Here is a 12454-nt window from a genome sequence, read left to right on the forward strand (position 1 = left end):
TGTGCAGTACGCAGTTGCCGTTGATTTCCTCAAACAAGCTGACCCAATTTTGGGACAGGTGATTGAACAAGTTGGACCTTGCCAGTTGGTTCATGAATCTGATCAGGAGCATGATTTGCTAGCCTCATTGGCCCGCTCGATTCTCTATCAGCAACTCTCTGGCAAAGCGGCAGCAGCGATCCATCGTCGCTTTTTGCTGCTGTATCCTAACCAGCCTTTTCCTTCGGCAACTGATCTGTTGAATACTCCAGACGAGGATCTACGCACTGCTGGCGTTTCTCGGCCTAAAATTCGCTATTTGAAAGATCTGGCCGAGAAGATTTTGGCAGGCCTGCCCACGCTCGCCGAATTAGAAACTTTGGATGACGAGGCAATCATTCAAACCCTGACGCAGGTTAAGGGAATTGGCCGTTGGACGGTACAAATGATGTTGATCTTTCGGCTACACCGGCCTGATGTATTGCCGGTTGATGATCTTGGGGTGCGGTCTGGAATTCGCAAGCTATACGGCTTGCCAGAATTGCCAGACCGCAAAACCGTAGAACGGCTTGGGCAGCGCTGGCAACCCTATCGCAGCATCGCTTCCTGGTATGTGTGGCGAAGCCTAGAGCTAACCCCTCAAAGCGCTTCTTGAAGGGCTAGCTCTGCTTCATGGTTAAGCCTTTGGTCGGAAGAGCTGGGGGATCGGTCCAGCCCCTACCGTTGGTTTGAGCCTAAGGCTTAGAGGGTTCTAGGAGGGCACTAGAACTGTAGGCCAACACCGGTTTGCAGACTCGCTGCGGTACCACCACTCTCGTAGGCATTAAAGGCAACTACGCCATTGCCAAACCAGACCAGGTTGCGGTTGAGGCTGACTTCCACACCGGGTTGGAGTGCGAAAGCGGTTTGGTTGCCTAGAGGCGAGGAGCGGTCAGAATCGCCCGTCACCACAGAAGCACCTGCGCCCAGGTAGACGTTTGTGCGTTGTCCTAGCGCTAAGTCATAGGAAACGGTGGGCACGACTACCGGGCTGCCGTTGCTGAGGAGCACGGAGGTACGTAGTGAGACAGGGGCTTGACTAAAGCGATAGCGGCCTGTGATGTTGCCACCGATGTTAGCGGCTTCGCCATTGCCACCACCACTGGTTACACCGCCTGTAAAGCCACCGCCAATGTAACTGCCAGGAGTGCTGGCGGTGGGTGCTGGCTGGGCAGAGGCAGCCTGAGTCGTTAGCGTGGTTAGACCCAAGGCGAGAACTGACAAGCAAGCAGCAAGTTTGAATGAGCGCATGATGTTCATCTCCACATTTAATTTCGTTTCTTACCCAAGAATTTGGCTCTTGCAAGTCTCGGGAATTTTCTATCTCTATATCTCTAAGTCGTTAGCTTCCCCCGTAAGTTCCCGTTATTGAATATTTTTTCAGAAATTCAGAGAACTTGTTTGACAGGCGAATCAGGTATACCTTTCTGTTACTTTCGGCAGAAAGAAAACCGTAGCCTTAGAACACAGAGCTAAGGCTTAGGGAGTAGAGATAGCGAGCAGAAATCTTTGATCTGCTACTTCTTGAATGTAGCGACTTAATTTCGGAGGTTAGCATCAAGTAAGGACAGTTCCAAGACTGACCATTGGCGCAGACAGCATCAAAAAGCGCGGCACACAATCACTCCTCTGAAACAGCCTTTAACAAAAAACGCCTTCCCTAAACCTCTATACGAAAGAGAGGAGAAAGGGAAGGCGAGTTGAGGGGCAGTTAACTCTAAGGAGGGGCCGAAGAGGGACAGTTAAGCGCTGACTGCCTGATCGTAATCGGCTAAGCGCTGGGACAGGTAGCCCAGACCTCGGGCAGTGATGATGAACTCTGGGTTCTTGGGATTCTCCTCGATCTTGGCGCGCAGGCGGGAGACATGCACATCGACAACCCTGGTATCTGCCTGACACCTGGGCGTGTAACCCCAGACTTCGTGCAGGATGTCAGCGCGCGAAACAGGTTTGCCCGCACGACTGAGCAACAGCTCTAACAATCCGAACTCCATGTCCGTCAAGCGGATACGCTCATCTCCTCTGTGAACCTGCCGCTTGTCGTTATCAATGCGCAGTTTGCCGACCTGAATTACGCCTGAACCCAGCAGACTGGTGGAATTGTCCCGTTTAACACGGCGCAGGATACAGCCGATGCGGGCCTCGAGCTCTTTAGGCGAAAAGGGCTTGGCAATATAGTCGTCAGCCCCCAACTCCAACCCCATAATGCGGTCGGCTATGCTGCCCAAAGCCGTGAGCATAATGATGGGAATGTCGGATTCCTTGCGCAATTCGCGACAAACGCCATAACCGTCCAGCCCAGGCATCATGACATCGAGAACAACCAGATCAGGAGATTCACGACGGAAGCTGGTTAAAGCTTCTTGGCCATCAGCGGCAGTGGCGACAGTGTAACCTGCCATCGAAAGACGTACTTTTAAGATGTGACGAATGTTGTCTTCGTCATCGACGACTAATATCTTTCTCTTGAGATTCTCCAAGTTTCCCCGCACTCCTTGCTGAATCTTAGAAAGTGCTCCAGGGTAAGCTCTTGATGAGCTTACCTACAGACTTAAAATTAGAGAAGTTGATCAACAATTAATAATTGTTATCAAAATGATAACATACGTTTTCAAAGAAACAAGTCAAAGCTGAAGAGACTTGAAAAACACCACCTACAACAACTCAGCATCCTTGTCAAGAATCACTCCTCAGGTCATTTTAGTCCCTGAAGTGACACGGAATTGAGAAGTTGAAGACGGGCCAAGGAGATAGCCTGGCAAGCTCCTGAGGCGGGCTGGTACTGCTCCACGAGCCTGGCTTTGTGCCAACCTACAGCCCTCACCCTCCATCGAGCTGCTAACTCATCTCTCAAGTTCCATGAGCCATCACTTCGAGCTCTATTAATTTTGCTCTCGCATTTTATGGATCTTGCTCAATGAACGTTATTATCCTTACCGACTTGTTATCAAGCTGATGACGATGGCATGGCAAACCCGTTTATTGGAGTGCGAATTCCTCCAGAACTTCATCAAGCTATTATTGAACGCATGCAAGCAACTGGGCAGTCACGCTCCGAAATTGTGATTGCTGCGTTGGAAAAGTATCTAGAAATTCATCCTTGTCCCGACCGATTAACCTTGATCGAGAAGCGCCTCTCTGACTTAGAAGAAATCACAAAACAGGTGAAGTAAAAACAACAAATGCAATGGAGAATAGGGGATTCGAACCCCTGACCTCTGCGGTGCGATCGCAGCGCTCTACCAACTGAGCTAACTCCCCGAATTATTATTTAAGTTATCACGATTTATTTCCCTGGCTCAAGTCTCCTGAGAAAGCAGGGATTCAAACCGAGCATTCTCGGCGCTTTCTCTTAAGCTTTGTTAAAAAGCTTCTAACTTCTATGCCTCCAAAGTCTGAATCCCCAGCGAACCCCGTGCCAACTCCCCACAATGGCTACCACTGGAACCACCAGCCAGGCCGGTTTTTTGAGGGTTGGTACTACCGCGTGACTCTCCCTTCAACAGCCACTGAGGTAGGGCCAACTTTTGCCTTCATGTACTCAATTGAGGATCCTATTGGCAACAGCCCACACAGCGGCGGCGCTGCCCAGATTTTGGGGCCTGAAGATGTCTATCTCTGGCGCACCTTTCCCGGTTTGACGCGTTTCTGGGCTACGGAACATAGTCTGGGATTAGGGCATTGGGGAAGCAAGGTAGTGGGCACGCCTCGCTTGCTAGACCCCGAAGTGTTCGAGCAACAGGTGAGCGAGGGTTATCAGGCAACCGACACTCTGCATCAAGGTATCCTCCGCGATCCAGGCACTGGCGAGGTAACCCGCTGGTGCTACCGCATTCAGCCGGTATATGGCTGGGGCAATGCCGATCAACCTAGTCAGGCGACCATGGGCTGGCTCTCGTACTTGCCTGTGTTCGAACCGGGCTGGCAAGTATTGATGGCCCACGGCTGGGCCGAAGGCTGGATCGAATGGCGGGGTCAGCGCTACGAGTTCCGTCAGGCTCCGGCCTACGGCGAGAAAAACTGGGGTGGAGCTTTCCCGCAAAAATGGTTCTGGCTCAATTGCAACGGCTTCACGGCTGAGCCCAACTTGGCTCTGACTTCGGGTGGCGGCTTGCGCGGCTTTGGCATCCCACCTGTACAGGTCCTTGAATCAGTAGCGATGGTGGGCATTCACTACGAAGGCAAGTTCTACAGCTTCATGCCAGGAGACCGAGTGGTCTGCGACATCCAACCCTGGGGTCACTGGCAGGTGACTGCCGAGAACCGGTTTCACCGAGTACGCTTAATCGGCTCGAGCCAGAGGCCAGGGACAGCGCTACGGGCTCCCACCGAGCGAGGCTTAGTCTTTTGTTGCCGAGACACGATGTACGGTCAGGTCGAGATCCTGCTGGAAGCGCGTTCAGGGCTGGGTTGGCAGACGGTGGTGCAGGCCCGAAGCGATCAGGGTGGGTTGGAGACCGGCGGTGGCCCCTGGGACGGTCCCTGGCATTTCGAATGTTGAAGCGATGGCTGGCAAGGGCTGTACACTCTGGAACTGGGTAGAGGAGAGGGCATGGCACAGACACTAATTTCAGGGCGTTGGCAGAGGAGTGAACCAGTGCCATTGACGCGCAGTGGTTATTTCTGGGCAGCTTTGGCCTTGCAATTGGCCTTTGGGGTGCGCATGGTTTGGGTTTTGCTGAGCCAGCCCTACACGGCCATTGATGATGCGCGGGAGCATATTTTTTGGATGCGCCGCTTTCTGGAACCAGAGCGCTTTCCTCACGACCTGATTGCCGATTACTACGCCAGCCAAGCCACGCCTGGTTTTTTAGCTATCTACCGTTGGCTCAGCCCGCTCATCAATCCACTGACCTGGAACAAGATTCTGCCGACGCTGCTGGCCCTGGCAGCGGTAGTAGGGATGTTCACGCTGGCAGAGCAACTCTTCAAAAGCCGTCCAGTGGCCTTTGCGGCCTCGGCCCTGTTCACACTGCAGATGAGCTATACCGACGATGTCTTTGCTGGGGTAGCCCGTTCGTTTTTCTATCCGCTGTTTTTGTGGTTTCTGTGGGCCTTGCTCAAAGCCAAAAGCCGACAAGTATTCCTAAGCGTGCTGCTGCAAGCCCTGTTCTATCCCACAGCGGCTCTGCTGTCTTTGGGCGTTTTGGGTCTGGAGAGGCTTCCCGGCCTCAGTCTCAGCATGTCTGGATCCAGCACCGCTAACAACAAGAGCTGGCGCGTTTTAGGCTTGTGCTTGGTAGCAGTTGGGGGCATCTTGTTGCCGGAGGTCTTGGGCAGCAGCCCCTTTGGTCCGGCGATTACCAAAGCCGCTGCTATGCAGAGTCCCGCCTTTGGGCCAGGGGGACGCAACGAGTTTTTCGTGGCGAACCCGATTTATCAATATCTGATTAGCAAGCGTAGTGGCTTTGGGCTGATGGCGCTCTATCCGCTGGTATTGGTATTGCCTGCCTGTCTATGGCTATTTAGGCAGCGCCCTCGGCTTAACGCAGTCGGTGTACGGCTGTTAACCTGCGTTGCTCTGGCTTCGTTCGGCTGGTTTTTGCTAGCCTACGCGCTGCTCTTTAAGCTGTACCTGCCCAACCGATTTGTGCGGTTTTCGTTGCCGTTGCTGCTTTGTTTACTGGGAGGTGCTGCCCTGGTAGCTTTCTGTGATTGGCTGGGCGCAAGGCTCAAGCTAGTTCGCGGCGCGGTCGTGGTAGGACTGGTGGTGCCTCTACTTCTACTCCAGGTACCGCTCACCCCCGTGCAGTTAGAACGAGGGAACCATCCTGAGATCTATGGCTTTTTGCAGCGTCAGCCATCTGATACGCTCCTAGCGGCTTTTCCGCGAGATGCAGACAGCCTGCCCATGTTTACGGGCTTAAGCGTATTGGCCTCCAGCATTCATGCCCTGGCTTGGCACCCGGCCTACGGCCAGAAAATGCAAATGCGCTTGAATGACACCCTTGATGCCTTCTATACGGACTCGCCGACCCTATTGCGCAATTTTATAGACAAGTACGGCATTGACTTTTTTGTTGTTTATCAGCACAGCTACCAGGCCAAGCGTCCCGGCATTCTTGCCGAGCCCTTCCGCAGCCAGGCTTATCGCCTACAAGCACAACATCCCCAGCCACTCTTGAAAAAGCTGGCTCAGCAGCAACCGACCTTGGCCGATGGGGACTTGGCCTTAGTTTCTGCAGCGACCATTCGTGGGGCTGCGCCCAAAACTAAATCTTAAAAATTAAAAATTAGCGTCTCTCAACCTTCAAAACTGGAATGAAATTGGAACCTACGCTCTAGGATAGAGGCGATTCTTTGGTAGTGCAGGAAAAACCGTGTTCAGTTCGACAGTGCTTGAGGTTGCAATTGGCCTGTTCTTTTTCTATTTAGTCGTTAGCCTGTTTACCTCACAAATTGCCGAGGGCATCTCAAGCCTGTTCGATTATCGTGCTCAAGACTTACGGCGAGGCATTCAACAGCTTCTCGACCGCAATGCAGGCACGTCTAGACTCACGGCTCAACTCTACCAACACCCCCTGATTCGAAGCCTGTTTACCCCTAAAGGCGTTTTGACCAGGGCATTGGCGCGGTTTAATGTGCTGCGTCAACCAGCTAGTACTGGCGACCTACGCCCACCCTCTTATATTCCAGCCAAAGATTTCGCTGTTGCCCTGCTCGATCAGCTCAAACTGCTAAATCAACAGCGAGAAACGCTTTCAACCGAGGCCCAAAATATTGCTGTGGCCCTCAATGAGTTCGTCCGAATTAACAAATTAGATCCTAATAATCCGCTGAGAAGAGCGCTTGAAGATATGCTGAGCACGGTGGATCAAAAAAGTGCCGCCGCTGCCAGTCCTTCGGCCACAGTATTAGCCCAAACCCCCAGCACTAACCCTACCAATTCTGATGCAGAGCAAGTCAATCCTCTGCTCACCCTGCTCAAAGACAATCCCTATTTACAAGCTGAATTTGACAAGCTGATGGCAGGCCGAGGCACAAGTGCGCCGATAGTTTTGGCCAACTTCCAGGCTGAAATTGAACAGTGGTACGACGCCTTCATGCAGCGCTTGTCCGGCCGTTATAAACGCAATATGCGCTGGTTGACGTTTCTGATTGGCCTGGTTCTCAGTGTGCTGTTCAACCTTGATAGCTTAGCGATCACCTTCCAACTCTGGCGGCAACCCACTCTGCGAGCCGAAGTGATCGCCCGAGCCCAGCAAGAGGTTAATTTGCCTACCACTACGCCTGAAACCGCAGAAGCTCAGCTTCAAGAGTTGCAAGCCCTGGACCTGCCGCTAGGTTGGCCCAATGAAGGCTCTGTCAGCCCAGACCCACGGGTGCCCACAGCACCGCGGGGTTGGCTTTACAAATTTCTGGGTTGGCTGATTACTGGCTTCGCTGCCTCTCAGGGGGCGCCTTTCTGGTTTGAGTTACTGGGCCGCGTGGTCAATGTGCGCAATACCGGTCGCAAACCCGATAGCCCCTCTACCGATCGCGCCGACCGCTAAGCCCAACGCGAGGTCCTAAAATCCAGTCTGATTGGGACAACAGTCTGAGCAAGCATCCGGCACAATTGGGACAACTCAAAAGACAAGTCAACAAGGTGTGTGGAGCTGCCCAGATGAATCTACGCCAACTGCTGGACGCTGCTGGAGTGAAGGCTGCAGTGAATCTGCCCCTGACAGCTGACATTACCGGCCTCAGCAGCGATTCCCGCGCTTGTAAGCCTGGAGACCTGTTCATCGGTCTGCCTGGCACCCAAGTTGATGGTGGAAGCTTCTGGCCCAAAGCCTTGGCGAACGGTGCTGTTGCGGCATTGGTGTCGCCCCAGGTTAGCCCAGACGCCAAGGCTCCGGTCTTGCAGGTCGATGACTTGGTGAGCGTTTGCGCTCGTTTGGCAGCAGCTTTCTATGGCTATCCCGCCCAACAGCTCAAGCTGGCAGGGGTCACCGGCACCAACGGCAAGACTACGACCACCCATCTGATCGAGGCGCTGCTGCAAGCCACTGGCCAACCGACGGCTCTGCTAGGAACTCTGTATGCCCGTTGGCCCGGAGTTGAAGCGCATGCAGCCGCTCACACCACGCCCTTTGCCATTGAGCTACAGGCACAACTGGCAGAAGCCCTAGCTGCAGGTAGTCGCTATGCCGTTCTGGAAGTTAGTTCTCACGCCTTGGCTCAGGGGCGAGTGCGCGAGTGCCCTTTCGAGGTGGCTGTGTTCACCAATCTCACGCAAGACCACCTGGACTACCACCGCGATCTGGAAGACTATTTCCAAGCCAAAGCATTGCTATTCGGGCCTGATTACCTCAAAGGTCGCGCCATCGTAAACCTGGACGATCCCTATGGGGCTAAACTGCTAGCCCAAATTCCAGCCGAGCGCTGCTGGACTTACAGTACTCACAACCGCCAAGCTGACCTCTGGACTGAGCAACTGACCTATAGCTCAGCTGGAGTCACCGGCACCCTACACACCCCAATGGGCTCTACTACCCTGCACTCCCCCTTGGTCGGTGAGTTCAATGTCGCCAATGTCTTGGCCGCAGTGGGAGCCGCTCTGCACTTGGGCGTTAGCTTAGAAACGATTGCCCAAACCCTGCCAAACTTCGGGGGTGTGCCAGGACGGGTAGAACGGGTACAGGTTGAGGGTCAGGACATCAGCGTGATTGTCGATTACGCCCACACGCCTGACAGCTTAGAGAATGTGCTGCGCTCGACTCGGCCGTTCATTGCTGGTGAGTTGATCTGTGTCTTTGGCTGTGGCGGTGACCGGGACCGAACCAAGCGCCCCCGCATGGGCGAGATTGCAGCTCGGCTGAGCGACCGCGTTTATGTCACATCTGACAATCCTCGCACCGAAGACCCTCAAGGCATTTTGCAAGACATCCTGGCAGGCATTCCAGCGTCTGTAGACCCCGTGGTGGAGGTCGATCGGCGTCAAGCGATTGCGCAGGCCATTCAATCGGCTCGGCCAGGAGATGGGGTGCTCATTGCTGGTAAAGGCCACGAGGACTATCAAATTTTGGGCACTACCAAAATTCATTTCGATGATCGCGAAGAAGCTCGTGCCGTGCTGCTGGAGCGGCAAGCAGCTCAGACATAGAGCACAAAGATCAAGCCTATAAGGCTCAGCTAAGTCTTAGCTAAATACCAGCTAGTCAAGTTCATCAGGATTAATACCTTGAGCCCGCAGATATTCTGCCAAACGCTCGGCGCGTTGGCGCTCTTGCTCGACTCGCTGGCGCTCCTGACCTACTTGCTCTACAGCCCAGAGCAGCAAGTTGCCAGCCTCGTCCCACCAGCGCAACCAGTAGCCGGTTCGCTCCTCCTTCTGGCCTTGCCAAACTCCCAAAAACAGCTCCATTTCTGCAAGCCAATAACGGCCTTCAGCATCAGCGGTTTGTGGTTCGTAGCGTCCGGCTTGCAGCCGATAAACCTCCAGCAAACCAGTGGCCGGGTCAAAGATGGCATAGGTTGGGACTTGCAGAATTTGCTCGTAGAAGAACCACTTGCCCAGTGGAAAAGTTCGCTTGACAGAGTACTCTCCCCCCTCCGTTTCTGACAGAAATTCCATGACCACTTTAGGGCTCTCTCCCTCCAGGTTGGGAGTGTAGCTGCGTCGGTCTTTGTGGGCCGTGAGGGGCAGCACAGAGGCAACATAAACCCAATCGGGTGCCTTGATTACTAAGTTGCCATTGACTGTAGAGCACAGGCCAAAATTAGAGGCGATTAGCATTTCTGGCTTGATGTATCCTGCCAGTTCCAAAGCTTCTCGCAATGCCCCTGCGATCAAAGGTTGACCGGTATTCTCCACAGGTTCTTCTTCTAAGGGAAAATCTTCTGGCAGTTTCTCCCAGGTGATGGTGAGTGCGGCCTGTTGTGCAAGCGGCTGTCCGACTGAATGACCCGGAGTCACGACCATGCTCTGACGCCCTATCGCGAGATAACTCACTGACTTAGTAATGGTATAACTCAGGGTCTTTCAGTTCAGACGCAACAAAGCTCAGTTCTGCATGATAAGTGCTGCATTCTTAAGCAAGGCATGTGAACGCAGAGACAAAGCAGTTAATTACAGTGAAACTTTGCTTTACTGCCGTATTGAAGATCCACCGCAGCTATTCCTGAGCAATCTGCAAGCAGCAGCAACCAATACTCAAGGCTACAGTTCTGAGACCAGGGTGAAACTGCAATTCAGCCAAGGTTTTTAATAGTCAAGCTTTCATACTTAGGCGTTTATTCTTAACATACGCAGTAAGCTCAAACCCGGCAGAGCTAGCTCATCTAACTCTGCCGGGTTATGCCGATCCAACTACCAAACACTAAAGTGTCAAAATCAGGTAGCTAGAAATTAGGGTTTAGCCACACTGACCGGCACGCTGCCTGCCAGTTCAAACGCTGTGTGAATCGCTCGTAGCGCCCGTGGCCCCTCATCCTCCGCCACAACACAGCTAACTTTGATTTCTGAGGTAGCAATCATCTCGATGTTGATTTGCTCTTGGGCCAAAGCAGCGAACATTCGAGCTGCCACACCCGGTTGCCCCACCATGCCGGTGCCGACGATGCTGACCTTGGCAATGCCTTTATCCAGGACCACAGAGCCGCAACCGAGTTCCCGAGCGACCTCTTCTAGAGCCGTTCGGGCTGCTTCGGCATCTACCTGAGACACTGTGAAGGCGATGTCATTGGTCATCACACCATTCACAACCTTGCCCCGCTGCGACTGGATGATCATGTCCACGCTGACCCCCTGCTTCGCCAGGGTTTGGAACAGATGGGCAGCCATACCAGGGCGGTCAGGAACTTGCCGAATCGCTAAGCGTGCCTGATTCACATCCAAAGCTACGCCACGCACAGGTGCAGGACTTACTAGCGCAATTGGCGTGCTGGCATCCAGGCGGGCTGCAGAATTGTCCACATCAAAGCCCAGGCAAAGGCTAGTGATTGCCTTTTGCCCATCGTCCACCGAGACAATACAACTGACCTTGACTTCGGAGGTTGAAATCAGTTGCAGGTTGATGCCTGCTGCGGCCAGGGTTGTAAACATCTGCGCGGCCACACCCGGACGCCCGATCATGCCAGCGCCTGCGATGCTCACCTTGGCCACGTGGGTGTCAACCGTGACCTCAGAGCAGCCCAGTTCTTGGCCCACGCGCCGTGCTACGGCTTCTGCCTCGGCCAGTAGGCCAGTCCGCACCGTGAAGGCAATGTCGTTATGACCAGGCGGTTCGCCCGATTCATCTTCCTGAATTGACTGGATAATCAGGTCGACATCTAGCCCTGTCCTGGCTAGCTCACCAAAGAAATGGGCAGCGATGCCGGGACGGTCAGGCACATGCAGCAAAGCGATTTTGGCCTGGTCAGTATCGATGCTGATGCCATCAACCGGACGGGCAATTTCCAGCCCTTCTAAGGGACGGGGCGGACGAGGTGGCGACAGCACCAGCGTGCCTGCATCTTCAGTCCAGCTAGAGCGCACCGCTAGTTTCACGCCGTAGTTTCGGGCAATCTCAACCGCACGCGGATGGAGGACTTTAGCCCCCAAGCTGGCAAGCTCCAGCATTTCATCACAGGTAATCTCATCTAGCAGACGTGCGTTTTCGACGATGCGTGGGTCGGTGGTAAGAATGCCAGGCACATCAGTGTAGATCTCACACAGGTCAGCCTTCAACGCCGCCGCTAAAGCCACCGCTGAAGTGTCAGAACCGCCGCGCCCTAGTGTGGTCACCTCTAGATCTTCGCTGTTGGAGATGCCCTGGAAGCCTGCTACGACGACGACTTTGCCCTGACCCAGATGGCGTTCTAGCCGCTCAGTCTCAATATGCAGAATCCGGGCACGGGTGTGAGCCGATTCAGTGACAATGCCAACTTGCGCTCCGTTGAGAGAAATCGCAGCCTGGCCGTAATGTTGAAGCGCCATGCTCAGAAGAGCGATGCTGACCTGTTCGCCGGTCGAGAGCAACATGTCCATCTCACGACGGTTCGGCTGAGGCGTAATTTCGGTTGCTAGTTTAATCAAGCCGTCAGTGGTCTTACCCATGGCTGACACCACGACCACAACCGAATTTTTACCCTGTCCTGCCTGGACGGTTGTCATGATCCGGCGGGCGACCGCCTGAATCCGCTCTACTGAACCAACTGAGCTACCGCCATACTTCTGAACAATTAGCGCCATAGTATAAAAACTGCTTGCAAGCTCACACTCACCGGAGGAAAGCCCCCTTAAGAGCCAGTCTCTTAACTTATCAGACTCCTAGAATCCCGCCTGATGGGGAATCCCTCTGCTTTAGCAAACTTAATATTCTCGGATACTGACAATTAATTACAAGCAATCCTGGCTAGCGCAGTTCTAGCCAGAAAATTGAATTGACAAGCCCTTGTAGAAAACCCCATCAGGGCCGCTGCAAGGGCTGCGCTTTAAGGACTTACCGGAAAGAAGCGAAGAGGAGTTACC

Annotated in this window: 10 protein-coding genes and 1 tRNA gene; 6 read left to right on the forward strand and 5 right to left on the reverse strand. The window is 53.7% G+C overall.

Annotated elements, in window-relative coordinates:
- Position 1 precedes the first annotated feature (1 nt).
- Positions 2-634 carry a DNA-3-methyladenine glycosylase family protein gene (locus H6F94_RS22660; RefSeq protein ID WP_190804494.1) on the forward strand — a complete coding sequence of 211 codons (633 nt, stop codon included), beginning with the start codon at positions 2-4 and terminating at the stop codon, positions 632-634.
- 107 nt (positions 635-741) lie between these two features.
- Here the strand turns inward: H6F94_RS22660 and H6F94_RS22665 are convergent, their stop codons facing one another.
- Both H6F94_RS22665 and rpaB read right to left on the reverse strand, forming a co-directional pair.
- Positions 742-1269, reverse strand: coding sequence for an outer membrane beta-barrel protein (locus H6F94_RS22665; protein WP_190804495.1), 528 nt, complete (start codon positions 1267-1269; stop codon positions 742-744).
- A gap of 491 nt (positions 1270-1760) precedes the next feature.
- The gene (gene rpaB / locus H6F94_RS22670) at positions 1761-2498 is read right to left on the reverse strand and encodes a response regulator transcription factor RpaB (protein ID WP_199320582.1); all 738 of its coding nucleotides are present in this window, start codon (positions 2496-2498) and stop codon (positions 1761-1763) included.
- Positions 2499-2984: 486 nt separating this feature from the next.
- Here rpaB and H6F94_RS22675 point away from each other — a divergent pair, with 486 nt between their 5' ends.
- A complete protein-coding gene (locus tag H6F94_RS22675) occupies positions 2985-3191 on the forward strand; it encodes a YlcI/YnfO family protein (RefSeq protein WP_190804497.1) in 207 nt (68 codons plus the stop codon).
- A 15-nt stretch (positions 3192-3206) separates the two neighbouring features.
- On the opposite strand, the gene H6F94_RS22680 is transcribed toward H6F94_RS22675, so the two are convergent.
- A tRNA-Ala gene (locus tag H6F94_RS22680) sits at positions 3207-3279 on the reverse strand.
- Between the two features lie 121 nt (positions 3280-3400).
- Between H6F94_RS22680 and H6F94_RS22685 the strand changes: the two genes are divergently transcribed.
- The 4 genes from H6F94_RS22685 (at position 3401) to H6F94_RS22700 (ending at position 9106) form a co-directional block, all read left to right on the forward strand.
- Positions 3401-4519 carry a tocopherol cyclase family protein gene (locus tag H6F94_RS22685; protein ID WP_190804498.1) on the forward strand — a complete coding sequence of 373 codons (1119 nt, stop codon included), beginning with the start codon at positions 3401-3403 and terminating at the stop codon, positions 4517-4519.
- 51 nt (positions 4520-4570) lie between these two features.
- Positions 4571-6241: a hypothetical protein gene (locus H6F94_RS22690; RefSeq protein ID WP_190804499.1), complete on the forward strand. Its 1671-nt coding sequence runs from the start codon at positions 4571-4573 to the stop codon at positions 6239-6241.
- A 97-nt stretch (positions 6242-6338) separates the two neighbouring features.
- Positions 6339-7511, forward strand: coding sequence for a hypothetical protein (locus H6F94_RS22695; RefSeq protein WP_190804500.1), 1173 nt, complete (start codon positions 6339-6341; stop codon positions 7509-7511).
- A gap of 113 nt (positions 7512-7624) precedes the next feature.
- Positions 7625-9106 (forward strand): UDP-N-acetylmuramoyl-L-alanyl-D-glutamate--2,6-diaminopimelate ligase, encoded by a 1482-nt coding sequence (locus H6F94_RS22700; RefSeq protein WP_190804501.1) that lies wholly within the window; start codon positions 7625-7627, stop codon positions 9104-9106.
- Between the two features lie 51 nt (positions 9107-9157).
- On the opposite strand, the gene H6F94_RS22705 is transcribed toward H6F94_RS22700, so the two are convergent.
- Both H6F94_RS22705 and H6F94_RS22710 read right to left on the reverse strand, forming a co-directional pair.
- A complete protein-coding gene (locus H6F94_RS22705) occupies positions 9158-9925 on the reverse strand; it encodes a Uma2 family endonuclease (protein ID WP_190804502.1) in 768 nt (255 codons plus the stop codon).
- Between the two features lie 426 nt (positions 9926-10351).
- Positions 10352-12175, reverse strand: coding sequence for an aspartate kinase (locus H6F94_RS22710; protein ID WP_190804503.1), 1824 nt, complete (start codon positions 12173-12175; stop codon positions 10352-10354).
- Between the last annotated feature and the right edge of the window lie 279 nt (positions 12176-12454).

The organism is Leptolyngbya sp. FACHB-261 (genome assembly GCF_014696065.1).
Lineage (GTDB): Bacteria > Cyanobacteriota > Cyanobacteriia > FACHB-261 > FACHB-261 > FACHB-261.